This window comes from Serratia sp. JKS000199 (genome assembly GCF_900215455.1).
GTDB classification, from domain to species: domain Bacteria; phylum Pseudomonadota; class Gammaproteobacteria; order Enterobacterales; family Enterobacteriaceae; genus Serratia; species Serratia ureilytica.
The window spans coordinates 2013419-2039055 of sequence record NZ_LT907843.1 but is presented as its reverse complement, the minus strand read 5'-3'; the positions used below and the strand labels follow the sequence as shown (position 1 = coordinate 2039055).

Sequence of the window (25637 nt, the reverse complement as noted above, 5' to 3'; positions counted from 1 at the left end):
CATTTATCCTCTTGCCGCCAGTGCGATGACACGCTCATAGGCCTGCCCGCTGTTGATCATATCCAGTGCCTGCCGCGCATTTTGGCGCAGGTCTTCATGTCCGAATAACTTCAGAAGCAACGCGACGTTGGCCGCGACCGCCGCAGCGTGCGCCGGCTCGCCTTTACCTTGTAACAGCCGCGCCAAAATGTCACGGTTTTCTTCCGGCGTGCCGCCCAGCAAGGCCTCCAGCGGATAGGTTTCCAATCCGAAGGACTGCGGGGTAAGCTGATAACTGCAGATTTCGCCGTTGTTCAATTCCGCCACGTGCGTCGGGGCGTGGATCGCCACCTCGTCCATGCCGCCGCCGTGAACCACCGCCGCGCGCTGATAGCCCAACACGCGCAGGGTTTCGGCGATCGGCAGCACCAGTTCCGGGCTGTAAACGCCGATCAGCGCCAGCGGCGGACGCGCCGGGTTGATCAGCGGGCCCAGCACGTTGAACAGCGTGCGGGTCTTCAACTGCTGGCGTACCGGCATGGCGTGACGGAAGCCGGTGTGGTACTGCGGCGCAAACAGGAAGCACACGCCAAGATCGTCCAACGCCTTGCGCGCCTCTTCCGCCGGCAGATCCAAGCGGATGCCGAATGCCGCCAACAGATCCGAAGAGCCGGAGCGGCTGGAGACGCTGCGGTTGCCGTGTTTGGCGATTTTCGCGCCGCACGCTGCCGCCACAAAGGCGCTGGCGGTGGAAATATTGATGCTGTTGGTGCCGTCGCCGCCGGTGCCGACGATATCGGCAAACAGATAGTCAGGGCGCGGGAACGGTTGAGCATCTTCCAGCAGCGCTTTGGCGGCGCCGGCGATCTCTTCCGGGCGCTCGCCGCGGACTTTCATGCTGATCAGCGCCGCCGCCAGTTGGCTCGGCTCCAGTTCGCCGCGCACGATGGCGCTGAACAGCTGCTGGCTTTCCTGCTGGCTCATCGATTCAGCGCGGTACAGTTTCTCAAGGATAGGTTGCATCGTCGTGTTCCTTTTATGACTTCGCCAGCGCCCAGGCCAGGGTCTGCTCAAGCAGGCGCGCGCCATGGGTGGTCAGAATCGATTCCGGGTGGAACTGGAAGCCGCATACGCGGCGGCGATCGTCGCGTACCGCCATCACCATCTCGCCGAACCGGGCGTTGACGGTCAGATCGGCCGGGATGTTGCTGCCGACCAGCGAGTGGTAACGCGCCACCGGCAGCGGGTTGGCCATGCCGGCGAACATGCCTTCACCGTCGTGAACGATCGCCGAGGCTTTGCCGTGCAGGATTTCCCCCGCCTGGCCGACCTGGCCGCCATAGGCTTCGACGATCGCCTGGTGGCCGAGGCAGATGCCGATGATCGGCAGCCGGCCGCGCAGGCGTTGCAGCAGTTCCGGCATGCAGCCCGCTTCGGAAGGGGCGCCGGGGCCGGGCGACAGCATCAGCACCGGCTGTTCCATCTGCGCCAGACGCTCGATGATCACCTCGGCGGCGATCTGGTTACGGTAAATCACCACCTGGTGGCCGCTGGCGCGCAGCTGATCAACCAGGTTGTAAGTAAAGGAGTCGACGTTGTCGAGCAGCAGGATATCGGCCATCAGAACACCTCCTTGGCATGGTGCGCAGTGGCGATGGCGCGCAGCACGGCACGGGCTTTATTACGGGTTTCGTCGGCTTCCGCCTGCGGGATGGAGTCCAGCACGACGCCGGCGCCGGCCTGCACGGTGGCGATGCCGTCTTCGACGTAGGCTGAGCGAATGACGATGCAGGTATCCAGATCGCCGGTGGCGGTAAAGTAGCCTACCGCGCCGCCGTAGCTGCCGCGGCGCGTGCCTTCGGAGGCGGCGATCAGCTGCATCGCCCGCACTTTGGGCGCGCCGCTCAGGGTGCCCATATTCATGCAGGCCTGGTAGGCGTGCAGCACGTCGAGATCGGCGCGCAGGGTGCCCACCACGCGGGAAACCAGGTGCATGACGAACGAATAGCGATCCACTTTGGTCAGGTCGGCCACGTAGCGGCTGCCGGCCTGGCAGATGCGCGCCAGATCGTTGCGCGCCAGATCGACCAGCATCAGGTGCTCGGCCAGCTCTTTGTGGTCGGTGCGCATTTCCAGCTCGATGCGGCTGTCGAGATCCTGATCCAGTGAACCATCGGCTCGGCGGCCGCGCGGGCGGGTGCCGGCGATCGGGTAGATTTCGATCTGGCGATTGCCCGCGTCGTATTTCAGCGCGCTCTCCGGCGAAGCGCCGAACAGGGTGAACTCGTCATCTTGCATGAAGAACATGTACGGGCTGGGGTTGTTGTCTTTCAACGTCTGGTAGGCCGCCAGCGGCGCCGGGCACGGCAGGGAGAAGCGGCGCGACGGCACCACCTGGAAAATCTCGCCGTGACGGATCGCTTCCTGCAGCCCGCTGACCACCGCGCCGTACTCTTCGTCGCTCTGGTTGCAGCTCAGCTGCATGTTTTCCAGCTTTTGGTGCGGGATTGGCTGCGGGGTTTGTTTCAATTCGGTCTGCAATTGCGCCAGACGCTGCTGCAGGCGTTGTATTTCACTCGCTTGCTCGCTGAAGACGCTGGCCTGCAATCGGGCGGAACCGCGTTGATGATCCAGCACCAGCAGGGTTTCCGCCAGATAGAAGCAGAAGTCCGGGCAACGTTGATCCTGGCGCAGCGTCGGCAGGTTTTCGAAACCGGCGACCAGATCGTAGGCGAACAGGCCGCCCAGCATCACGGCTTCACGCTCGTCCGCCGGGGAGTCGACCAGGGTCAGCAGCGTGCGCAGCGCGTCGAATACCGACAGGGAGCGCAGGCGCGCGTCTTCGTCCTGCACCTCGTCGATCGCCGGGAAGGTCAGCTCGCGGCCGTTTGGGCGCGCCTGAATGCTGACCTCGGGCGGCAGCGCTTCGTCCAGCAGCGGCAGCAGCGCCGCGCCATTGGCGGTGAGCGCCTGCACGCTGACGGTGTGACCCAGCGCGGTGATGCGCAGCGCGCTGTCGATCACCAGCAGGCTCTGCAGATTCTGTTTACTGTTGATTTCCGCCGACTCCAGCAGCAGGGTGGCCGGCCGGGCGCCGCACAGCTGGTGGAAAAGGGTGGTGGGATCGCCCCGGTAACTGGCCTGCGCCTTCAGTAATGTCAATTGTGGTTTGATGTTCATCATCGGTGGTTCCAGTGAATTCTGTCCATAAAAAAGCCCGCATCAGGTGCGGGCTCAGGAAATCTGCATTGTCAGATGACAGCTATGCGCGATTACACCGCCCGCAAGAGGGAGGTACGCCACCAACCGTGAAGAGAAATGTATGTGTTCATTTGCAGACTCTCTTTGTTAACTCTCATCCGACACGGCCACTGCCGTGAACTTGTGTACTAGTTAACTGGTTCGCGAGGGCAAAGTCAACCCCCTTTTTGTACAATGTTTTAGCGGTCAGCGTGAATTCTGTTCATCATCCCGCCCGCGCGCCCAGCCGGGGCAGAATAGATTTCCGTCCGGCCGCCGATCGCAGGTATGATAGAAAACCAAGCCATTGCCGGATAGCCGTTTTGACAGACAGTAACCCTCAATCCACCGCTTTTACCCTGTACGATCTCCACAGCCATACGACCGCCTCCGACGGCTACCTGACGCCGACGCAGCTGGTGCAGCGGGCGGTAGAGATGCGCGTGGGGGTGTTGGCGATCACCGATCACGACACGACCGCCGGGCTGGCCGAGGCCGCCGCCGCCATCGCGGAGCAGGCGTTGCCGTTGCGGTTGGTCAATGGAGTGGAAATCTCGACGCTGTGGGAAAATCATGAAATCCATATTGTTGGGTTGGGTATGGACGTCGCGCATCCGGCGCTGGTGGCGCTGTTGGCGGAACAAACCGAACGCCGCAACCGGCGGGCGCAGGAGATCGGCGTGCGGCTGGGCAAGGCGCGTATTCCCGACGCCTATGCCGGCGCCCAGCGCCTGGCCGGAGCCGGCGCGGTGACCCGCGGCCATTTCGCCCGTTACCTGGTGGAGATCGGTGTGGCGGACAATATGGCTCAGGTGTTCAAGAAATACCTGGCCAAGGGGAAAACCGGCTATGTACCGCCGCAGTGGTGTACAATAGAACAAGCCATTGATGCGATTCATCAATCGGGCGGCCAGGCGGTGATGGCGCACCCGGGCCGTTACGATTTGACCGCGAAATGGCTGAAACGCTTGCTGGCGCATTTCGCCGAACACGGCGGCGACGCCATGGAAGTGGCGCAGTGTCAGCAGGCGCCGCATGAGCGCACTCAGCTGGCGAAATACGCGCAAGACTACCGCCTGTTGGCCTCGCAAGGCTCTGATTTCCATCAACCTTGCTCGTGGATCGAACTGGGGCGCAAGCTGTGGCTGCCGGGCGGCGTCGAGCCGGTGTGGCGCGATTGGCCGCAGCCGGGCCAGGCGGTCTGATTTTACGCGCGTGGCAACGCGCGCGGGCATTATTTTAGGAGCAAGTCATGAGTCAGCTTTTTTATATTCACCCGGACAACCCGCAGCCGCGCCTGATCAACCAGGCGGTAGAGGTGCTGCGCAAAGGGGGGGTGATCGTCTATCCCACCGATTCCGGCTATGCGCTGGGCTGCATGCTGGAAGAGAAGGCGGCGATGGAGCGCATTTGCCGCATCCGTCAGCTGGACGGCAACCACAACTTTACCCTGATGTGCCGCGATCTGTCCGAGTTGTCGACCTATGCTCACGTCGATAATACGGCGTTCCGTCTGATCAAAAACAATACGCCGGGCAACTACACGTTCATTCTGAAAGCGACCAAAGAAGTGCCGCGCCGCCTGATGAATGAAAAGCGCAAAACCATCGGCCTGCGCGTGCCGTCGAACCCGATCGCGCTGGCGCTGTTGGAGGCGTTGAACGAACCGATGATGTCCACCACGCTGATGCTGCCGGGCAATGATTTCGCCGAGTCCGATCCGGAAGAGATCAGCGATCATTTGGGCAAGGTGGTCGATCTGGTGATCCACGGCGGCTTCCTCGGCCAACAGCCGACCACGGTTATCGATCTGACCGAATCCTCGCCGGAAGTGGTGCGCGAAGGCGCCGGCGACGCGGCGCCTTTCCGCTGATGTAAAATATTGCCACCTTGCCCATTGTCTGAAAAACGGCTGAAGCGACGCTATTTCGCGTGAAAGCCGCTATTCTTGAAGACTTCAGAATTGATAATGGGCAGGATGCGCAGCAATGATTAAACAGGTTTCTTTTTTAGCGGCCTTATTATTTTCCTCAATGGCGAATGCGGGTTTTTATTCGGGCAGCGGTTTGCTGGCGGAATCCGGCGGTTACGTAAAAAATAAAAGCGGTGAAGCCACCGTGGCCGAAGCGCTGAATGGCGGCATGTTTATGGGATACGTCGCCGGCGTATTCGATACCTATTCCATGCAGGGCAATCGCAATATCTGCCCAGAGGCCGGAATGAGCATCGGCGTAGCCGCCGACGCGGTAATGCAGTACTTGAACGAACATCCCGAGCAACTGCATTATTCCGCACCGTCGGTGATTATGCTGGCGTTGAGCGCCGCCTATCCCTGCGTGCGCCATTAAATTCCCATTCCAATAAGTGCGCATTTTTTCATAAGGTGCGCTCGGGTCTTTTCCGCACGAACTTCAATAGATCATGACCTGCTGCGCTGTCACCCTTAGCCCGTCGGTAATTCCCGAACGGGTCGGGGAGAGACGCGCAGGAGGTAATATGACCGCATTTCACAGTGCCAACATGACGCTCGATTATCAGGATATCGGCTCAGGGCCGCTCACGTTGGTGTTGCTGCCCGGCTGGTGCGAACCGAAAACCGTGTTTGAGCCGTTCATCGCGCTGGCGGCCGACGGTTATCGGACGATCAGCATCGATTGGCGTGGCCACGGCCTGTCGTCAAAAGCGGCGGAGATGTCGCTGACGGCGGACGATTTGCTGGAGGATGTGCGCCAATTGCTGACGGCGCTGCGTTTGGACAACGTGATCACCCTGTCGGTGGCGCACGCCAGTTGGTTGGCGGTGGCGTTGGCCGAGGCGTTGCCGCAGCAGGTGCAGGGCATGGTGTTTCTCGATTGGATCATGACGCAGCCGGAGCCAGCGTTCTTTGCGGCGGTGAGCCGCATGCAGCAGCCGCAGCAGTGGCTGGCGGCGCGCGACGCCTTGTTCGACTTCTGGCAGGGCGGCATCCGCCACGATCGGGTCAAATGCCATCTGGAGGTCGAGATGGCGCAGGAAGATGACCGGCTCTGGCGCGCCGCCGGCGTGGCCATCGAACAGGCCTACCGGCAGTTCGGCTCGCCGCTGCAACGCCTGGCGGGAATGAGCGCGCCGCCGCCGTGCCGGCATATTTACTCGCTGGATCGCCGCGATGACTATCTGCGGCAACAGCAGGCATTTGCCGCCGAGCGGCCGTTTTTCTCCGTGGCGCGTTTAGAAGAGGCCCGCACTCACCTCGGCATTCTGGAACGGCCCGACGCGGTGCTGAGGGCGGTGGAGGACTTCTTGGCGCCGTGAACGCCGCTTGGGGGCACCGCCGATAAAGTGGGTTTCAACACCTTAGAAAGCCTGTATAATGCGCGGTTCGATCTTGATAAACGTATTATTACCGTTGCGGCGATTGGCCGCGGCGGTTATCCCCCCGACGCCTGTGAAGGCGACATTAGAGGTTGCTCAATGAGCGAAAAGTTACAGAAAGTATTAGCGCGCGCCGGGCACGGCTCGCGTCGTGAAATCGAAACCATGATTGAAGCCGGGCGCGTCAGCGTCGACGGCAAGGTCGCCAAGCTGGGCGATCGCGTTGAAGTGACCCCGGCGATGAAAATTCGTCTGGATGGTCATGTCCTGTCGATCAAAGAGTCCGAAGAGGTGGTCTGCCGCGTGCTGGCTTACTACAAACCGGAAGGTGAGCTGTGTACCCGCAGCGATCCTGAAGGCCGCCCGACGGTGTTCGATCGCTTGCCGAAGCTGCGCGGTTCGCGCTGGGTGGCGGTAGGGCGACTGGACGTCAACACTTCTGGTCTGCTGCTGTTCACCACCGATGGCGAACTGGCCAACCGTCTGATGCACCCAAGCCGTGAAGTGGAACGCGAGTACGCGGTGCGCGTGTTTGGCCAGGTCGACGATGCGAAAGTGAAGCAGCTGAGCAAAGGCGTGCAACTGGAAGACGGCCCGGCCGCGTTCCGCACCATCAGCTTCCAGGGCGGTGAAGGCCTCAACCAATGGTACAACGTGACCCTGACCGAAGGCCGCAACCGTGAAGTGCGTCGCCTGTGGGAAGCGGTGGGCGTGCAGGTGAGCCGCCTGATCCGCGTACGCTACGGCGACATCGATCTGCCGAAAGGCCTGCCGCGCGGCGGCTGGGCCGAGCTGGATCTGCCGGCGATCAACTACCTGCGCGAGCTGGTTGAATTGAAACCGGAAACGGTCAGCAAGATGCCGGTGGAGCGTGAGCGCCGCCGCGTGAAGGCTAACCAAATCCGTCGCGCGGTCAAGCGTCACTCGCAGGTGGCCGGCAGCGGCCGTCGCAGTGCGCCGGGCAGCAAACCGAGTAAATCGGGCAAACCGAGCAAACGCAGCTAATCCCGTCATTCTGGCCCCGTTCGGGGCCAGAACGTTTTGTTACCAATCGATCCCCTGTTGCGCCTTGATGCCCGCGTCGAACGCGTGTTTCACCGGCCGCATCTCCGTAACCGTATCCGCCATTTCCAGCAGCTCGCGATGGCAACCGCGCCCGGTCAGTATCACCGTTTGGTGCGCAGGGCGCTGCCGCAGCGCTTCTTTGAGCTCTTCCAGCTCCAGATAGCCGTAGGTCAACATGTAGGTCACTTCGTCCAGCAGCACCAGATCCAGGCCGCTGTCGGCCAGCATGCGTTTGCCGTGCTGCCACACCGCCTGGCAGGCGGCGGTGTCGCCTGCCTTGTTCTGCGTCTCCCAGGTGAAGCCGGTAGCCATCACCTGAAATTCAACGCCATGTTGCTGCAGCAGATTCTTTTCGCCATTGGGCCACTCGCCCTTGATGAACTGGATCACCCCGGCGCGCATGCCGTGACCGACCGCGCGGGTGACGGTGCCGAAGGCGGCGGTGGTTTTGCCTTTGCCGTTGCCGGTAAACACCAGCAGCAGGCCGCGGGTGTCCTGCGCCGCGGCGATGCGTGCATCGACCTGTTCTTTCAGGCGCTGCTGGCGCTGTTGATGACGATCTTCCGCCATGAAACGCTCCTTATTATTCGGCCGCGCCGGGTTTGCGGTTCGGCTGGGCGTCGAAGCTCATGCCGGTTTTTCGCCGGCTGTCCTCGCCCATCAGATACAGGTACAGCGGCATGATGTCAGCCGGGGTTTTCAGCTTGTTTTTGTCTTCGTGCGGGAAGGCGGATGCGCGCATTTTGGTGCGAGTTCCGCCCGGATTGATGCAGTTTACCCGCAAATTACGATTTTTGTATTCATCGGCCAATACCTGCATCATGCCTTCGGTGGCGAACTTCGACACCGCATAAGCGCCCCAGTCGGCGCGGCCGGTGCGCCCGACGCTGGAACTGGTGAACACCAGCGACCCGGCGTGGGATTTCAGCAGCAGCGGCAGCAGCGCCTGAGTCAGCATAAAGGTGGCGTTGACGTTAACCTGCATCACCTCTTGCCACATGGTTATCGACAGGTCGGCCATCGGCGCAATGTCGCCCAGCAGGCCGGCGTTGTGCAGCACGCCGTCCAGGCGCGGAATTTGGCGCGCCAGATCGTCGGCTATCTGCCGGCATTGCTCCGGCGTGGCGTGCAGTAAGTCGAGCGTGACCACCAGGGCCGGGGCGCCGCCCTGGGCCGCGATCTCTTGTTGTACCGCCAGCAGTTTGCTCTCGGTGCGTCCCAGCAGCACTAACTGGGCGCCGAAGCGAGCGTAGGTCAGCGCCGCTTCGCGGCCGATGCCGTCTCCGGCGCCGGTGACCAAAATAATGCGTTGTTCGAGTAGATCTTGTTTGGGTTGGTAATGCACGATAAATCCTCGCCTGGGTGGCTGTTCTCCCGCGTATCGTGGGGAGCAAGGGTGAAACGCGCGGCCAGGGCGGGAGCGAGAGCTCGACCTTCTGCGGGCCGCGCAGCGAATCTGTCTCATCATATTGATGAATAATGGGTGTTATATGCCTTAATCCGTACGCATTTTCAATGCGTAGCAGGCTGAAATGACATTCTTTTGTAACAAAAGCGGCGCGGCGGCGGCTTGGTTCGGCCTTGAATCGTCTCCATAGTGACGTGCAGAACGCAATGAATTTTCATTTAGCCGCGACAGCAGGCGCTGCGGTTGGCTAAAATGGAAAGAATCATACTAACAACCTGTAAATAAAGGCGGAATCTGTGGAGTTTATATCTGTTTATGGCCTGTTTCTGGCCAAGGTCGCCACGGTGGTGCTCGCCATCGCCGCGTTGGCCATCCTGGCGGTCAGTCTGGGGCAACGCAAGAGCCGTCAGAAAGGGGAGCTGCAGTTGACCGATCTCGGTGAGCAGTATCGCGAAATGCAGCGCGATATGCGCCTGGCGCGTATGGATACTGCCGAGCAAAAGGTTTGGCTGAAACAGTTCAAGAAGCAGACCAAATCTGATGACAAATTGAAGAAGCAGCGCGCCAAATCCGGCGCGGTGGAAGTGGCCAAGCCGTGCCTGTACGTGTTGGACTTCAAGGGCAGCATGGATGCGCACGAGGTGACGTCGCTGCGCGAAGAGATCTCCGCGGTGCTGGCGGTGGCCTCGGCGCAGGATGAAGTCCTGCTGCGTCTGGAAAGCCCGGGCGGGGTGGTGCACGGCTACGGCCTGGCGGCTTCGCAGCTGGAGCGCTTGCGCAAAGGCGGCATCCGCCTGACGGTGGCGGTGGATAAAGTGGCGGCCAGCGGCGGCTACATGATGGCCTGCGTCGCGGATCGCATCGTGGCGGCGCCGTTCGCCATCATCGGTTCCATCGGCGTGGTGGCGCAGATCCCGAATTTCCACCGCCTGCTGAAGAAGAACGACATCGACGTGGAGCTGCATACCGCCGGGCAGTTTAAACGTACGCTGACGCTGTTCGGTGAAAATACCGAGCAGGGGCGCGAGAAGTTCCGCGAAGATCTGAACGAAACGCACGAGCTGTTCAAACGCTTCGTGCACGAGCAGCGCCCGTCGCTGGACATCGACAGCGTCGCCACCGGTGAGCACTGGTTCGGGACCCAGGCCAAAGAGAAAGGCCTGATCGACGCCATCGGCACCAGCGACGATTTGTTGATCGCCGAGTTGGATAACCACGAAGTGATCGCCGTGCGCTATGCGCGTCGTAAACGTTTGATGGATCGTTTCACCGGCAGCGCGGCGGAAAGCGTCGATCGTTTGCTGTTGCGCTGGTGGCAGCGCGGGGAAAAGCCGTTGTTGTAAGGCGAGAAGAGCAGGAATCAACGGGGGCCAGGCGCCCCCGTTTTGTTTTCTCAATCGACCAAATGGTATTTTTCCGAAAGCAGGTGAGCCAAATGTTTAAACATATTAAATACGGCGGTGGTTTTGGCGGTGGGCAATCCATCGGCATCTAAAAAGTATTCGCCGCGAAAAACTAAAACGCCGCTTTTTTGTTCAACGTCGGTGGCGATCATGCCGTGCAGATAATCTTCGTGTTGGCGGATGATGTTATTTGCTTCCGCCAGCAGGGCCTCGCGGCCGATAGGTGCAGTATTCTTGTGCATTTATTAGACTCCAAACAAAAAACGCTGCGCATATTCTAACGCCGGTTCGCTTTTATCCGCAAACCGACTAAGGTTTATTTGCCGTCTGGATGGCCATGGGCGGCGGCCGGTTGGCGAAATCTGCCTTTCCGTGCTAATTAGGTTGCGTGACGCTTTTTATCAGGTACAGTGTGGGATTTTGCGGCGTCGGGTGGAAGGTTTTGTTTACGCCATGAATAAAAATCACGCAGCCATACTTCTGGGGCATGGGTGAATAGCAGGCAGGATCAACAACTTGCGTTCAGGTTGAGCAGTTGGGCAACCAAAAGAAAAAAATCTGTTGATCTCTTGCCAGACTGCCGCAATATAAAAAAAGAGACACGAATTGCCGCGGCACGGCGAGATAAAAGACTTCTTTTTAGAAGAAATAAATTAGGTAAAGGTAAATATGGGTAAAGCTCTCGTAATAGTTGAGTCCCCGGCAAAAGCCAAAACTATTAATAAATATTTAGGAAGTGACTACGTGGTGAAGTCCAGCGTCGGTCATATCCGTGATTTGCCGACCAGTGGCTCAGCCAGCAAAAAGAGCGCTGACTCAACCGAAGACAAAGCCAAGAAAAAAGTTAAAAAAGATGAGAAGGCGGCGCTGGTAAATCGCATGGGCGTCGACCCTTACCACGGCTGGAAAGCGCATTATGAAATCCTGCCGGGTAAAGAAAAAGTGGTCGCCGAGTTAAAATCGTTGGCGGAAAACGCCGACCACATTTATCTCGCAACCGACCTTGACCGCGAAGGGGAAGCCATCGCCTGGCACCTGCGGGAAGTGATCGGTGGGGATGACAAACGCTTTAGCCGCGTGGTGTTTAACGAAATCACCAAAAACGCGATCCAACAGGCGTTCAAACAGCCGGGCGAGTTGAACATTGACCGCGTCAACGCGCAGCAGGCGCGCCGGTTTATGGACCGCGTGGTGGGCTATATGGTCTCGCCGCTGCTGTGGAAAAAAATTGCCCGCGGCCTGTCCGCCGGCCGCGTACAGTCGGTGGCGGTGCGTCTGGTGGTTGAGCGCGAACGCGACATCAAGGCGTTCGTGCCGGAAGAGTACTGGGAGCTGCATGCCGATCTGCTGGCGAAGGGTGAAACCGCGCTGCAGATGGAAGTGACTCACGCGCACGACAAACCGTTCAAGCCGGTCAACCGCGAGCAGACGCACGCCGCGGTCAAGCTGCTGGAAAAAGCCCGCTACACGGTGCTGGATCGCGAAGACAAACCGACCAGCAGCAAGCCGGGCGCGCCTTTCATTACCTCCACGTTGCAACAGGCCGCCAGCACCCGCCTGAGCTTCGGCGTGAAGAAAACCATGATGATGGCACAACGGCTGTATGAAGCCGGCCACATCACCTATATGCGTACCGACTCCACCAACCTGAGCCAGGATGCGCTCAACATGGTGCGTGGCTACATCGGCGACAACTTCGGCGATAAATACCTGCCGAAGGCGCCGAATCAGTACAGCAGCAAAGAGAATTCACAGGAAGCGCACGAAGCCATCCGTCCTTCGGACGTGAACGTGCTCGCCGAACAGCTCAAAGACATGGAAGCGGACGCGCAGAAGCTGTATCAGCTGATCTGGCGTCAGTTCGTCGCCTGTCAGATGACGCCGGCGCAATACGATTCCACCACGCTGACGGTGAAAGCCGGCGATTATCAGCTGCGCGCCAAGGGCCGTACGCTGCGCTTTGACGGCTGGACTAAGGTGATGCCGGCTCTGCGCAAAGGCGATGAAGATCGCACGTTGCCGTTCGTCGAAATCGGCAGCGAGCTGGATCTGCAGAAACTGATCCCGAGCCAGCACTTCACCAAGCCGCCGGCGCGTTACAGCGAAGCCTCGCTGGTGAAAGAGCTGGAGAAACGCGGCATCGGCCGTCCGTCCACTTACGCCTCCATCATCTCGACCATTCAGGATCGCGGTTATGTGCGGGTGGAAAGCCGCCGTTTCTATGCCGAGAAAATGGGTGAGATCGTCACCGATCGTCTGGAAGAGAACTTCCGCGAGCTGATGAACTATGACTTCACCGCGCGCATGGAAGACGGCCTCGATGAGGTCGCCAACAACCAGGCCGAGTGGAAAGCGGTGCTGGACGAATTCTTCGTCGACTTCAGCGAGCAGCTTGAAACGGCGGAGAAGGATCCGGAAGAAGGCGGCATGCGGCCTAACCAGATGGTGATGACCAGCATCGACTGCCCGACCTGCGGCCGCAAGATGGGCATCCGTACCGCCAGCACCGGGGTCTTCCTCGGCTGTTCCGGCTACGCGCTGCCGCCGAAGGAACGTTGCAAAACCACCATCAACCTGGTGCCGGAAGCGGAAGTGCTCAACATCCTCGAAGGCGACGACGCGGAAACCAACGCGCTGCGCGCCCGCCGCCGCTGCCAGAAATGCGGTACGGCGATGGACAGCTATCTGATCGACAACCAGCGCAAGCTGCACGTCTGCGGTAACAACCCGGCGTGTGACGGCTATGAGATCGAAGAGGGCGAGTTCCGTCTGAAAGGCTATGATGGCCCGGTGGTGGAGTGCGACAAGTGCGGCTCGGAAATGCACCTGAAAATGGGGCGTTTCGGCAAGTACATGGGCTGCACCAACGAGAACTGCAAAAACACCCGCAAGATCCTGCGTAACGGCGATGTCGCGCCGCCGAAGGAAGATCCGGTGCCGTTGCCGGAGCTGCCGTGCGAGAAGTCCGACGCCTATTTCGTGCTGCGTGACGGCGCTGCCGGCGTGTTCCTGGCGGCCAACACCTTCCCTAAATCGCGCGAGACCCGCGCGCCGCTGGTGGAAGAACTGGCTCGCTTCAAGGATCGTCTGCCGGAGAAACTGCGCTACCTGGCCGATGCGCCGGTGGCGGATGCCGAAGGCAACAAAACGCTGGTGCGTTTCAGCCGTAAAACCAAGCAGCAGTACGTCTCCTCTGAAAAAGACGGCAAGGCGACCGGTTGGTCCGCGTTCTACGTGGACGGCAAGTGGGTCGAAGGCAAGAAGTAAGGCCGATGTCCTGCCCGCAAGATGAAAAACCAGCCCTGGCGGCTGGTTTTTTTATTGGTGAAAAGGGGCAAACGGATCTATCCTTTGCTGTTTTTATCCCTCCGACACCGCCGTTTCACGTTGATACCCATGCAAAATAATCGTTATCATAGTGTGACGCGGATCTATACTTGAAGCTGCATCGTGGTATAGTGGTTATATAAAAAGTTTTTTTATTATTAAAGCTTATTAACAACGGCGTTTTCTTCACCATCAGGGTAGAACACGGGGTTTATGGCTTGTGAGTTTCAGCATACCGGGGCGACACCGATATACCTGGCTGCGGGTAAGCCGCAGTGTTTAACCTAGGATGGTATAAGATATGAAATTGCAGCAGCTTCGTTACATTGTGGAAGTGGTTAACCACAACCTGAATGTCTCCTCGACGGCAGAAGGGCTCTATACCTCTCAACCCGGCATCAGCAAACAGGTGCGCATGCTCGAAGATGAGCTGGGCATCCAGATTTTCGCCCGCAGCGGCAAGCACCTGACCCAGGTCACCCCGGCCGGCCAGGAAATCATTCGCATCGCGCGTGAAGTGCTGTCCAAGGTAGACGCCATCAAGGCCGTCGCCGGTGAACACACCTACCCGGACAAAGGCTCGCTGTACGTCGCCACCACGCATACCCAGGCTCGTTACGCCTTGCCTAACGTGATCAAAGGCTTCATTGAGCGTTACCCGCGTGTCTCGCTGCACATGCATCAGGGCTCGCCGACGCAGATCGCCGAAGCGGTCTCCAAGGGCACCGCAGATTTCGCCATCGCCACCGAAGCGCTGCACCTGTATGACGATCTTATCATGCTGCCGTGCTACCACTGGAACCGTGCGGTGGTGGTGAAGCCCGATCATCCTTTGGCGGGCAAAAGCAGCATCAGCATTGAAGAACTGGCGGCTTACCCGATCGTCACTTACACCTTCGGCTTTACCGGTCGCTCGGAGCTGGACACCGCCTTCAACCGCGCCGGCCTGACGCCGCGCATCGTCTTTACCGCCACTGACGCCGACGTGATTAAAACCTATGTTCGTTTGGGATTGGGGGTAGGGGTGATCGCCAGCATGGCGGTGGATCCGGTGCAGGATCCGGATCTGGTGACGGTGGATGCGCGCGATATCTTCACCTACAGCACCACTAAAATCGGCTTCCGCCGCAGCACCTTCCTGCGCAGCTACATGTACGACTTCATTCAGCGCTTCGCGCCGCACCTGACGCGCGACGTGGTCGACAGCGCAGTGGCGCTGCGCTCCAACGAAGAAATTGAAGCGATGTTCAAGGACATCAAGCTGCCGATTAAGTAATCGTTGACGATATCAAATCAAACCCGGTTAGGCGCCTGCTAAACCGGGTTTTTTTAGCCCGGAAACCCGCACCTTCCTTGTTTCTCAGGATCATCCTGAAAAGCCGCCGTCCTCTTTTCAACCCGTTAGCCTCTAAGTAGACTGCAAAACGTTCGGATAATTGAGTATGGAAATTCAACGTTATGCAGATATGCAGGCTTAACTACGCTGATTTATCGAGTGATTTCCAGATCCTTCGGGATGCGCTGCTAAGACGTAGAAAGGTGAGAGTGCCTGGAGGTCGAGGGCTGATGGCGTACGGTCGTATAGATGTTCAAGGCGAGCCTGATTACAGTAAATGCGTGGTATCACAATGAAAAAAAGTCTCTGGATTGTTCTGTTCTTGTTGCTAACCTTTTTGTTGTTGCGCTACCTGCCAGACGGAATTTTCGACAGCTTCGTTTCCAACAACATAGAAATTAGCGGTGATGGTGAAATAGGGATGAATAGTTTCGACTCGGCTGTCATTGCCATTAAATTGGGTGTCTCTGCTATCATTGCTGCAGTTGTGCTCACAGTATGTCGCCGCCTGGTGCGCAAACCCCGCTAAAGCCGCGAGATTTTCGCTGCCAAAACGCCGCCTCGTTGCGGCGTTTTCGTTGACGCGTGGCCTAACCCCTTGGCTGCGCTCGCACTTCCTTCTTCTTGATTGTTCTCACCTATCGCTGTGATCAAATCGTGTTGTTATCAAAACGTTAACTTATCTTTGTGGTATCTTTAAACAAGACCTCACTGATTACCCTGTTTTAATCACAATAAGAAATGGAGGAGCTATGTCGTCCGATCTTCGTGAAACAAGTCTGGATAAGCTGGTTGCGCTGAATAGCGAATATTACTACTACAGTCTGCCGCTGGCGGCGAAGCAGCTGGGTGATATCGACCGGTTGCCGAAATCAATGAAAGTGCTGTTGGAGAACCTGCTGCGCCATGTGGATGGCGATACCGTGCAGGTTGACGACCTCAAGGCCATCGTCGCCTGGTTACAAACCGGCCATGCTGACCGTGAGATCGCCTACCGTCCGGCGCGCGTGCTGATGCAGGATTTTACCGGCGTTCCGGCGGTGGTGGATCTGGCGGCGATGCGTGAAGCGGTGCGGCGGCTGGGCGGCAATGTCGACCAGGTGAACCCGCTGTCGCCGGTGGATCTGGTGATTGACCACTCGGTTACCGTCGATGAATTCGGCGATGACAACGCCTTCGAAGACAACGTGCGTATCGAAATGCAGCGCAACCACGAGCGCTACACCTTCCTGCGCTGGGGGCAGAAAGCCTTCAACCGTTTCCGCGTGGTGCCGCCGGGCACCGGCATCTGCCACCAGGTCAACCTCGAATACCTCGGCCAAACGGTGTGGCACAGTGACGAAAGCGGTCGCCGCGTGGCCTATCCGGATACGCTGGTGGGCACCGATTCTCACACCACCATGATCAACGGCCTGGGCATTCTCGGCTGGGGCGTCGGCGGTATCGAAGCGGAAGCGGCGATGCTGGGCCAGCCGGTGTCGATGCTGATCCCGGACGTCGTCGGCTTTAAGCTGACCGGCAAGCTCCGCGAGGGCATTACCGCCACCGACCTGGTGCTGACGGTCACCCAAATGCTGCGTAAGCACGGCGTTGTCGGCAAGTTCGTCGAGTTTTACGGCGACGGCCTGGCCGATCTGCCGTTGGCGGACCGGGCGACCATCGCCAACATGTCGCCGGAGTTCGGCGCCACCTGCGGTTTCTTCCCGGTAGATGACGTCACGCTCGGCTACATGAAACTCAGCGGCCGCAGCGCCGAACAAATCGCGCTGGTGGAAGCCTACGCCAAGGCGCAGGGCATGTGGCGCAACCCGGGGGATGAGCCGGTATTCACCAGCTCGCTGGCGCTGGATATGTCGACGGTCGAGGCCAGCCTCGCCGGGCCGAAACGCCCGCAGGATCGCGTCGCGCTGCCGAATGTGCCGCAGGCGTTCAAGGCCGCTACCGAGTTGGATATCGGCGGCCACAAGACCAAGGCAGACAGCAAACCCTTTACGCTGGATGGGCAGCAGCACGAGCTGCACGACGGCGCGGTGGTGATCGCGGCGATCACCTCCTGCACCAACACCTCCAACCCGAGCGTGATGATGGCGGCTGGCCTGCTGGCGAAAAACGCCGTCAAGAAAGGGCTGCGCAGCAAGCCTTGGGTAAAAACGTCGTTGGCGCCGGGTTCCAAAGTGGTGACCGACTACTTCGACAGCGCCAAGCTCACCGCTTATCTGGAAGAACTGGGGTTCAACCTGGTGGGATATGGCTGTACCACCTGTATCGGCAACTCCGGGCCGCTGCCGGATCCTATCGAGCAGGCGATCAAAGAGGGCGATCTGACCGTGGGCGCGGTGCTGTCGGGCAACCGTAACTTCGAAGGGCGCATCCACCCGCTGGTGAAAACCAACTGGCTGGCCTCACCGCCGCTGGTCGTGGCGTATGCGCTGGCGGGCAGCATGAAGATCGATCTGACCAAAGAGCCGCTGGGCGAGGGCAATGACGGTCAACCGGTCTACCTGAAGGACATCTGGCCGAGCAGCCAGGACATTGCTCAGGCGGTGGAAGAAGTGCGCACCGAGATGTTCCACAAAGAATACGGCGAAGTGTTCGATGGCGACGCCAACTGGCAGGCGATCCAGGTGACCGGTTCGGCGACCTATCAATGGCAGGAGGATTCTACCTATATCCGCCATCCTCCGTTTTTCAGCACCATGAAGGTGAAGCCGGATCCGGTGCAGGACATCAAGGACGCGCGCATTCTGGCGATTCTGGCCGATTCGGTGACCACCGACCACATCTCGCCGGCGGGCAACATCAAGCGCGACAGCCCGGCGGGGCGTTACCTGAGCGAGCACGGCGTGGCGCCGCAGGACTTTAATTCCTACGGTTCGCGCCGCGGTAACCACGAAGTGATGATGCGCGGCACCTTCGCCAACATCCGCATCCGCAACGAAATGGTGCCGGGCGTGGAGGGGGGCTATACCCGCCATATTCCGTCGCAGCAGCAACTGTCTATCTACGACGCCGCCATGCAGTACCAGCAGGAGCAAGTGCCGCTGGCGGTGATCGCCGGTAAAGAGTACGGTTCCGGCTCCAGCCGCGACTGGGCGGCGAAAGGGCCGCGCCTGCTGGGCGTGCGGGTGGTGATCGCCGAATCCTTCGAGCGTATTCACCGCTCCAACCTGATAGGCATGGGTATTTTGCCGCTGGAGTTCCCGCAGGGCGTGACGCGCAAAACGCTGGGGCTGACCGGGGACGAGCAGATCAGCGTCGGCGGCCTGCAACAGCTGCAGCCGGGCCAGACGGTGCCGGTACATATCACCTATGCCGACGGGCGCAAGGAGGTGATCGACACTCGTTGCCGCATCGATACCGGCAATGAGCTGACCTACTACGAAAACGACGGCATCCTGCACTACGTAATCAGGAAAATGCTGTAAATCGGGCAGTAAAAAGGGCGCCGCAAGGCGCCCTGATTGTTTTCACCGTGGCGGCGATCACTTCTGGTCGAGCAAATGGCCCATTTTGGCGGCCTTGGTGGCCAGATAGTGTTCGTTCTTCGGATTGCGGCCGACGATCAGCGGCACGCGCTCGCTGATATTGATACCGGCTTCGGTCAGGATCTCGACCTTTTTCGGGTTGTTGGTCAGCAAGCGCACCGCGTCGACGCCCAGCAGTTTGAACATGTCGGCGCACAGGGTGAAGTCGCGTTCGTCGGCGGCGAAGCCGAGCTGATGGTTGGCTTCCACGGTGTCTGCGCCCTTATCCTGCAGGGCATAGGCGCGGATCTTGTTCAACAGGCCGATATTGCGGCCCTCCTGGCGATGATAAAGCAGGATGCCGCGGCCTTCTTCGGCGATCTGCTCCAGCGCGGCTTCCAGCTGAAAACCGCAGTCGCAGCGCAGGCTGAACAACGCGTCGCCGGTCAGACATTCGGAATGCACGCGTGCGAGCACCGGCGCTTCACCGGAAATATCACCGAATACCAGCGCCAGATGATCGTGCCCGGTCGCCAGTTCTTCGAATCCTACCATCAGGAAATCGCCCCAAGGTGTCGGCAGTTTAGCCTCTGCCACCCGTTTAAGCTGCATGTCACTCTCCACAAAAACCTACGATTCAATCATTGTCGCGCATCCTAAGTCCGGTCAGTGCATTGACCAAGACTAAAACGTGCTACGCCGATCTCTATTTCGTTAATTATCGGCTATTTTGCCACAACTTCTTGCCGGGCGGTGCTCAGCAAACCAGCAGATGGCGTTTTCTGGCCACCTATTATTGCGATAGGTTGTCTATCTGTTTAATTTTTCGCGTGTTATCAATATTGCACTCTTGTTACACTGCAGCGTGATTCACGCAGAGGAAAACGGGAATGTATGAGATAGCAAAACGCACGGCGGGCGGCGCGTTGCTGCTGCTGTTGATGCCGCTGGCGGTCTGGGTATCCGGCTGGCACTGGCAACCCGGCGGCAATGACCGGCTGCTGAAAGCGCTGTACTGGGTGACCGAAACCGTGACCTCGCCGTGGGGCATTCTGACCAGCGCGATCCTCTGCGGTTGGTTTTTGTGGTGCCTGCGCTTTCGGCTGAAGCCGGCCATCGGTCTGGCGATGCTGCTTTTCGCCGCGCTGTTGATTGGGCAGGGCGTGAAGTCGTTGATCAAGGATCGGGTGCAAGAGCCGCGTCCTTTCGTGGTGTGGTTGGAGCAAACCCACGGCGTGGACGGCAAGTATTTCTACTCGCTGCAGCGCAAAGAGCGCAGCGCGCTGGTGCGCGAGCAACTGCAAGACCAGACGCTGGTGCCGGGCTGGCTGCGCAAGCACTGGCAGTTTGAAACCGGCTTTGCTTTTCCGTCGGGGCACACCATGTTCGCCGCCACCTGGGCGCTATTGGGCGTAGGGCTGCTGTGGCCGCGCCGCCATTACAAAACCGTCGCGATCCTGATGGTGTGGGCGGCCGGGGTAATGGGCAGCCGCTTGCTGCTGGGCATGCACTGGCCGCGCGATCTGGCAATGGCCACGTTGATCAGTTGGTTGCTGGTGGTGATCACCTGCTGGCTGGCGCAGCGCTGGTTCGGTCCTCTGACGCCGCCGCCGCAAGAGCAGCAGGAAATCGCGGCGCGCAAGCCGGAATAATCACTTCTTTCACAGGCGCCGTTCAGGCGCCTGCCACCAAGACCTTAACGCCTACCTTTTCAAATGCCTGCATGGCGGCATCGCTAATTCCGTTGTCGGTAATCAAATAGTCGATATGCTGCCAGTCACAAGGCAGCGCAAACATTGAAACTTTATCGATCTTGCTGGAGTCGGCCACCACATACACCGTGTTGGCTGCATTGATCATCGCCATTTTCAGTTTGATGTCGGTTTCGCTTGGGAAACTGAGCCCGTGGCGGGGCGAGATGCAGGCCGTCGCGAGGAACAGTTTTTGCGCCAGCACGTTTTCGAAGAAATTGGCGGCTTTGTCCCCGGAGGTGGAGAGCGTCGGAAATTTGAATGAGCCCCCGGTCAGCAAAATATTCACGCCCGGTTCGCCGCCCAGCTGCAGCGCAATATTGACGCCGGTGGTGATAACGGACAGTTTCTTTATGTGATTCAGGTGATTGGCGATAGCCGTGGTGGTGGTGCCCGAATCAAGAATGATGGTGTCGCCGGGTTCGATAAAACCGGCGGCGAGTTTGCCGATGCGATCTTTGGCGGTCAGGTTAACCTGGCGTTCCAGTAGCATGGCATGAGTATTTTGCTTGCCATCAACCAGGGTTGCACCGCCGTGGAAGCGCTGCACATAGCCTTGCTGCTGCAGGACGCGCAGATCGGTGCGAATGGTCGCCTCGGTCAGCTTGAAGGTATCGGTAAGCATTTTGACCGTCGCCGAGCCGTCTTCGCGGATCATGTCGAGGATCTTTTCGCGCCGTTGCTGCATTTCCGCCAACTGCTCGCTTTTGCTTTTCAATCGAAAGACTCCTGCACCTGTCAGTTCCCGCCGCGCGGTTTGCCACGGCCACTCCTTATTGATGCGCTGAATTTTAGCTCGCGATTATTGATAAAGCCACGGATAAACCCAGTTAAGCAGCGTTGATTTTTATTCGAAAATCATTGGCATCCGATGAAATCAACGGTAAAAACTAAATTAAAGCAGCTGAATTATTTTTATAGTGTTGTTATTTGTTGGTTTTTATCGGTGTGAGTGTTGTCTGGTAAGCGCTTTTGTTTGAAATTTGATCTTGCCCACATTAATTATCGTTTTTGCTGCATATGATTTCCATTCGAAAATCAATGATGGGTTAACGGATCGTTTTTGATGCGATAACGATAATCAAGGCGCTTAAGTAGAGGTGACGATGGACTTTCAGGCGATTAAAAATACGGCACGCCAGGCGCGCCGACATGTGGTGACCATGAACCATAAGGCAGGCAAGGGTCATACCGGCGCCGATCTGTCGGAAATCGACATCATCTGCACTTTGTATATGGCAGTGATGGATCGCAGCAATGCCCGGCCCGATCAGGATCGGTTCATTTTGTCTAAAGGGCACGGCGCCGGCGGTTTTTACTGCAGCTGTGCGGCAATGGGCTTGCTCGATCCGGCGGTGCTCGATCAGTTCATGGGCGACGACACCTTGTTGGCCGGGCATCCGGTGCGGCAGAAGTTGCCGGAGTTGGTGGAGATTAACTCCGGCGGTTTGGGGCATGGGCTGCCGATCGCCGTGGGGTTGGCGCTGGGCAATAAGCTGGCAGGGCGTGGGCATCGCCGCGCTTTCGTACTGCTGGGCGACGGCGAGCTGGCGGAGGGATCCAACTGGGAGGCGGCAATGGCGGCCAGCAAATTCAAGCTGGATAACCTGATCGCCATTGTCGATCGCAACCGGCTGCAGCTGGCGGGCAAGACGGAGGAGATCATGCCGCTGGAACCGCTGGCGGAAAAATGGCGCGCTTTCGGTTTCGAAACCGTGGAATGTGACGGGCACGATCCGGCGGCGCTGGTGGCGGCGATCCAACTTCCGAGCCAGGACAAACCGCGAGTGATTTTGGCCAATACCGAAAAGGGGCACGGCGTGTCGTTTATGGCTAACGTTGCCGCCTGGCATCACGCGGTACCGGACGAACAACAGCTGGCGCAGGCGCTGGCGGAACTGGAGGGGTAAACATGCAGGACTTACGCGATGCGGTGGTGACGGCGTTGATCGAACAGCAACGGGCGGGTGCAGATCTGAGCGTGATGGTGGCGGATTCCACGTCCACGTCAAAAATCGCGCCCTTTGAGCAGGCTTATCCGGAGCGGGTAGTGAACGTCGGTATCGCCGAACAGAACATGGTTGGCATGGCTGCCGGCATGGCGCTCAGCGGCCGTACGGTCTTTACCGCCAACGCGGCACCTTTCCTGTTCGCTCGTTCAAACGAACAGATGAAAAACGATGTTTGCTACACGGAGACCAACGTGAAAATGCTTGGCCTGAATGCCGGATTTGGTTACGGGCCACTGGGGGCGACGCACCACTGCATGAACGATATCGCCATCGCCCGTACGTTGGGCAATCTCAGCGTCTATGCGCCGGCGGATGCACGGCAAGCGGCAGAGATTGTCCGTCATGTCATCGCGCAACCCGGTCCGGCCTATATCCGCATGGACAGTGACAAGCTGCCGGTGTTGAACGCGGATTACCAATTCCGTCCGGGAGAGCCGGAGGTGTTGCATCAGGGGGAAGATAGCCTGGTGTTCTGTTTGGGCACGGTGGCTCATGAGGCGATGAAGGTGCTGGCATTGGGCGATAACCCGACCATTGTCTCTCTCCCTTCGCTCTGGCCGCTCAATGAGGAGGCGGTGGTGGCGTTGATGCGCTCGCACCGCCGGGTGCTGACTATGGAGGAGCATGCGCTCAGCGGTGGTTTAGGCACCATCATCGGTGAATTGTTGCTGCGGCATCAGCTGCCGCGGCCGTTTGCCGCGCTGGGCGTGCCGGCTTACGAATTTACCCACAGCAGCAGCCGGGCGGCGCTGCGGCGGCAATATGCCATCGACGCTGCAGGATTGCATGCTCAGTTAACTCAATAGGGGGAAGCGATGGAGCGGAACGAGTATGACGTTAATTTACGCTACGGAGTAGATAGCGGACTGTCGCTGACGGGGAAGGTTGCCGTGATTACCGGCGGTTTGGGCGGTATCGCGATGGCCGCCAATCGCTTGCTGTTGGAAAAAGGCGCGCGTTTGGTGTTGATGTACCCGGCTTTTGAACAAGACAAGGCTGCGGCGGCGCTGCGGGAATTAGGTGAAGAGCAGGTACTTTGCCAGGTTTGCGACGTGACGGATCCTGACTCGGTGGCCGCCGCTTTCACTGCGGCTCAACGGCGCTTTGGCCGCCTCGATATTTTGGTCAACTGCGCTGGCTACGTCAATCTGCAGCCGGCGACGGAGGTCACGCTCGAGGAGTGGCAGCGTCATTTGGCGGTCAACCTCACCGGACCTTTTCTATGCTCGCAGGCGTTGGCGCGTCGCGCGATAGCCGCCGGTCACGGAGGGAAAATCATCAACATCGCGTCGCAGGCGGCCTCTATCGCCATTGACGAACACTGTGCCTATACCTCCGCCAAGGCGGGGCTGCTGGGCATGACCAAGGTGATGGCCAAAGAATGGGCGCCGCATGGCATTACGGTCAACACGTTATCGCCCACCGTGGTGCTGACGCCTATGGGAGAGAAAGCCTGGCGCGGCGAGAAGGGCGAGGCGATGAAAAAGCTGATCCCGCTGGGGCGTTTTGCTTATACCGACGAAATTGCGGCGGCGATCCTGTTTTTTGCCAGCAACGGCAGCGACATGATTACCGGCGCGGACCTGATGATCGACGGCGGTTTTACCATTTGGTAAGCGGCAACCGCGGCGATCGCCAACACCAGACGATGTTCAACACAACGATAAGAGAACACCATCATGAAAAAAATAGCCACTTACCTCACTTTGCTTACCGGTTTTGCCTGCGCCACTGCCATGGCGGCGGAAAAAGGCACAATCGCCATTCTCGTCAACTCGCTGGATAACCCTTATTACTCCGCGGAAGCCAAGGGAGCCGAGGCCAAAGCCAAGTCTCTCGGCTACCAGACGCTGGTGCTGTCGCACGGCGAAGACGTCAAGCGTCAGGGGGAGCTCATCAGCCTGGTTATCGGCCGCAAGGTTCAGGGCATCATTTTGGATAACGCCGATTCCCAGGCCAGCGTCGCCGCCGTGCAGCAGGCGAAAAACGCCGGCATTCCGGTGGTGCTGATCAACCGTGAGATCCCGGTCGATGGCGTAGCGCTGGCGCAGATCACCCATAACAACTTCCAGGCCGGATCGGACGTCGCCAATCAGTTTGTGGAAAAAATGGGGGAGACCGGTAAATACGCCGAACTGACCTGCAACCTGGCGGACAATAACTGCGTCACACGTTCGCAATCGTTCCATAACGTGATCGACCAATACCCGGAGATGGTCAGCGTGGCGCGCCAAGACGCCAAGGGCAATCTGCTGGAAGGGAAGCGCATTATGGACAGCATCCTGCAGGCGCATCCGGACATCAAAGGCGTGATCTGCGGCAATGGTCCGGTCGCGCTGGGCGCAGTGGCGGCGCTGAAGGCCGCCGGCAGACAGGATGTCACCGTGGTGGGGATCGACGGCAGCAACGATGAGCGCGATGCCATTCTTAACGGCAGCCTCTACGCCAGCGTGATGCTGCAGGCGCAGGCGATTGCCGCGCAGGGCGTCGAGATCCTGGATGGCTACTTCCAATCCGGCAGCTATACCGGCAAGGAGCGCGTGATGTTCCGCGGCATCCTGATCGGCAAAGACAATGCCCAGCAAGTCAATGACTTCAACTTTAAACAGTAATCCGCGCTGAGCGGCGTCTTTCACCACCCCGTCCTGGCGGCGGGGTGCGATCGGAGGTGTTGTTATGTCGATGCGTATTGCGTTGACCCTCATCGTCGTTCTGGCGTTGAGCGGTTGCCGTATCGTCTCGGAGAAAAAGCTGGCGGCGCTTCGCTCCCCGGTGAATCCACATGTGGCGCAGGCGGCGGAGATTTACCGCAGCAAAATCGCCCCGCAAGCGGTCAAAACGGCGCAGCCGCTGGGTGAACTGCTCGCCCGGATCGCCCAGGCCAAGGATTTCAACAGCGCTTGCGGCCTGCTTGGGTACCGTCCTCAACCGGAGTTTCCTTGTTACTTCAACGTTAAGGTCAGCGGTGAAGTCGCGGCGGTCAACACCCGTTCACGCAGCGGAAAATTAACGCTCAAACTGACCGATGCGCCGCTCAGCAGCGTGGAGGTGCAGATCGGGCCGGTCTACCGCGGTACGGCGTTACGCGACAGCTATCGCGGCCTGAGCTACAGCGATTTCAATGACCAAGCGCTGTTCGGCGATTTTGCCAGGGCGATTAACCAGGCTTCGATCGACGAACTGGCCGGATCCCAGCCCAAGGTGGGTGACCACATTACCGTGTATGGCGTATTCAGCAGCTGGCAGGCACCTGCCGAGCCGCTGTTGATCACGCCGGTGCGCATTCAACCTTAAGGGG

Annotated in this window: 23 protein-coding genes, 1 pseudogene and 1 other annotated feature; of the genes and pseudogenes, 17 read left to right on the top strand and 7 right to left on the bottom strand. The window is 59.0% G+C overall.

Features of this window, described 5'->3' with window-relative positions; all coding sequences use genetic code 11:
- Positions 1–3: 3 nt before the first annotated feature.
- A pseudogene (gene trpD / locus CPH57_RS24670) lies at positions 4–1600 on the bottom strand (bifunctional anthranilate synthase glutamate amidotransferase component TrpG/anthranilate phosphoribosyltransferase TrpD).
- On the bottom strand, positions 1600–3162 hold the full coding sequence (locus CPH57_RS09750) for an anthranilate synthase component 1 (RefSeq protein WP_096242309.1): 1563 nt from the start codon (positions 3160–3162) through the stop codon (positions 1600–1602). Before CPH57_RS09750 ends, trpD begins: the two are co-directional and overlap by 1 nt.
- 24 nt (positions 3163–3186) lie before the next feature.
- Positions 3187–3290: a sequence feature (Trp leader region), on the bottom strand.
- A 252-nt stretch (positions 3291–3542) separates the two neighbouring features.
- Between CPH57_RS09750 and CPH57_RS09745 the strand changes: the two genes are divergently transcribed.
- From CPH57_RS09745 to rluB, 5 genes are all read left to right on the top strand, one after another.
- Positions 3543–4424 carry a PHP domain-containing protein gene (locus tag CPH57_RS09745; RefSeq protein ID WP_042784676.1) on the top strand — a complete coding sequence of 294 codons (882 nt, stop codon included), beginning with the start codon at positions 3543–3545 and terminating at the stop codon, positions 4422–4424.
- Between the two features lie 47 nt (positions 4425–4471).
- Positions 4472–5092: an L-threonylcarbamoyladenylate synthase gene (locus tag CPH57_RS09740; RefSeq protein WP_033643268.1), complete on the top strand. Its 621-nt coding sequence runs from the start codon at positions 4472–4474 to the stop codon at positions 5090–5092.
- A gap of 115 nt (positions 5093–5207) precedes the next feature.
- The gene (locus CPH57_RS09735) at positions 5208–5567 is read left to right on the top strand and encodes a Rap1a/Tai family immunity protein (RefSeq protein ID WP_016927523.1); all 360 of its coding nucleotides are present in this window, start codon (positions 5208–5210) and stop codon (positions 5565–5567) included.
- Positions 5568–5715: 148 nt separating this feature from the next.
- A complete protein-coding gene (locus CPH57_RS09730) occupies positions 5716–6513 on the top strand; it encodes an alpha/beta fold hydrolase (RefSeq protein ID WP_033643267.1) in 798 nt (265 codons plus the stop codon).
- A 159-nt stretch (positions 6514–6672) separates the two neighbouring features.
- Positions 6673–7578, top strand: coding sequence for a 23S rRNA pseudouridine(2605) synthase RluB (gene rluB / locus CPH57_RS09725; RefSeq protein ID WP_033643266.1), 906 nt, complete (start codon positions 6673–6675; stop codon positions 7576–7578).
- Positions 7579–7617: 39 nt separating this feature from the next.
- Here the strand turns inward: rluB and cobO are convergent, their stop codons facing one another.
- Together cobO and CPH57_RS09715 are read right to left on the bottom strand one after the other, a co-directional pair.
- Positions 7618–8208 carry a cob(I)yrinic acid a,c-diamide adenosyltransferase gene (gene cobO / locus CPH57_RS09720; protein ID WP_033643265.1) on the bottom strand — a complete coding sequence of 197 codons (591 nt, stop codon included), beginning with the start codon at positions 8206–8208 and terminating at the stop codon, positions 7618–7620.
- A gap of 13 nt (positions 8209–8221) precedes the next feature.
- Positions 8222–8983, bottom strand: a complete 762-nt coding sequence (locus tag CPH57_RS09715) for a YciK family oxidoreductase (RefSeq protein ID WP_033643264.1) — start codon at positions 8981–8983, stop codon at positions 8222–8224.
- A 359-nt stretch (positions 8984–9342) separates the two neighbouring features.
- On the opposite strand from CPH57_RS09715, the gene sohB reads away from it, so the two are divergent.
- Positions 9343–10389, top strand: coding sequence for a protease SohB (gene sohB, locus CPH57_RS09710; RefSeq protein WP_033650242.1), 1047 nt, complete (start codon positions 9343–9345; stop codon positions 10387–10389).
- Between the two features lie 50 nt (positions 10390–10439).
- Here sohB and CPH57_RS09705 read toward each other — a convergent pair whose 3' ends face one another.
- Positions 10440–10691 carry a YciN family protein gene (locus CPH57_RS09705; protein ID WP_033650243.1) on the bottom strand — a complete coding sequence of 84 codons (252 nt, stop codon included), beginning with the start codon at positions 10689–10691 and terminating at the stop codon, positions 10440–10442.
- Positions 10692–11118: 427 nt separating this feature from the next.
- Between CPH57_RS09705 and topA the strand changes: the two genes are divergently transcribed.
- From topA to acnA, 5 genes are all read left to right on the top strand, one after another.
- Positions 11119–13716, top strand: a complete 2598-nt coding sequence (gene topA, locus CPH57_RS09700) for a type I DNA topoisomerase (protein ID WP_015378045.1) — start codon at positions 11119–11121, stop codon at positions 13714–13716.
- Positions 13717–13721: 5 nt separating this feature from the next.
- A complete protein-coding gene (locus tag CPH57_RS24775; protein ID WP_255201708.1) occupies positions 13722–13856 on the top strand; it encodes a hypothetical protein in 135 nt (44 codons plus the stop codon).
- Positions 13857–14077: 221 nt separating this feature from the next.
- Positions 14078–15052 (top strand): HTH-type transcriptional regulator CysB, encoded by a 975-nt coding sequence (cysB, locus tag CPH57_RS09695; RefSeq protein WP_004930690.1) that lies wholly within the window; start codon positions 14078–14080, stop codon positions 15050–15052.
- 352 nt (positions 15053–15404) lie between these two features.
- Positions 15405–15641: a hypothetical protein gene (locus tag CPH57_RS09690; RefSeq protein ID WP_050440103.1), complete on the top strand. Its 237-nt coding sequence runs from the start codon at positions 15405–15407 to the stop codon at positions 15639–15641.
- Positions 15642–15864: 223 nt separating this feature from the next.
- Positions 15865–18537: an aconitate hydratase AcnA gene (gene acnA, locus CPH57_RS09685; protein ID WP_042784668.1), complete on the top strand. Its 2673-nt coding sequence runs from the start codon at positions 15865–15867 to the stop codon at positions 18535–18537.
- Positions 18538–18594: 57 nt separating this feature from the next.
- On the opposite strand, the gene ribA is transcribed toward acnA, so the two are convergent.
- Positions 18595–19188, bottom strand: a complete 594-nt coding sequence (gene ribA / locus CPH57_RS09680; RefSeq protein ID WP_019452695.1) for a GTP cyclohydrolase II — start codon at positions 19186–19188, stop codon at positions 18595–18597.
- A 278-nt stretch (positions 19189–19466) separates the two neighbouring features.
- Here ribA and pgpB point away from each other — a divergent pair, with 278 nt between their 5' ends.
- Positions 19467–20228, top strand: a complete 762-nt coding sequence (gene pgpB / locus CPH57_RS09675) for a phosphatidylglycerophosphatase B (RefSeq protein ID WP_033650246.1) — start codon at positions 19467–19469, stop codon at positions 20226–20228.
- A gap of 22 nt (positions 20229–20250) precedes the next feature.
- Here pgpB and CPH57_RS09670 read toward each other — a convergent pair whose 3' ends face one another.
- Complete coding sequence (locus CPH57_RS09670) at positions 20251–21045, bottom strand: DeoR/GlpR family DNA-binding transcription regulator (RefSeq protein ID WP_072627559.1); 795 nt, start codon at positions 21043–21045, stop codon at positions 20251–20253.
- Positions 21046–21433: 388 nt separating this feature from the next.
- On the opposite strand from CPH57_RS09670, the gene CPH57_RS09665 reads away from it, so the two are divergent.
- From CPH57_RS09665 to CPH57_RS09645, 5 genes are all read left to right on the top strand, one after another.
- Positions 21434–22237: a transketolase gene (locus CPH57_RS09665; RefSeq protein ID WP_047574978.1), complete on the top strand. Its 804-nt coding sequence runs from the start codon at positions 21434–21436 to the stop codon at positions 22235–22237.
- Positions 22238–22239: 2 nt separating this feature from the next.
- Positions 22240–23145, top strand: a complete 906-nt coding sequence (locus tag CPH57_RS09660) for a transketolase family protein (protein ID WP_096242308.1) — start codon at positions 22240–22242, stop codon at positions 23143–23145.
- Positions 23146–23154: 9 nt separating this feature from the next.
- On the top strand, positions 23155–23955 hold the full coding sequence (locus CPH57_RS09655) for a GolD/DthD family dehydrogenase (RefSeq protein ID WP_047574984.1): 801 nt from the start codon (positions 23155–23157) through the stop codon (positions 23953–23955).
- 63 nt (positions 23956–24018) lie between these two features.
- The gene (locus CPH57_RS09650) at positions 24019–24951 is read left to right on the top strand and encodes a D-ribose ABC transporter substrate-binding protein (RefSeq protein WP_096242307.1); all 933 of its coding nucleotides are present in this window, start codon (positions 24019–24021) and stop codon (positions 24949–24951) included.
- A gap of 64 nt (positions 24952–25015) precedes the next feature.
- Entirely contained in the window at positions 25016–25633 is a 618-nt protein-coding gene (locus tag CPH57_RS09645) for a DUF2291 family protein (protein WP_096242306.1), read from the top strand.
- The last annotated feature ends 4 nt before the right edge of the window (positions 25634–25637 follow it).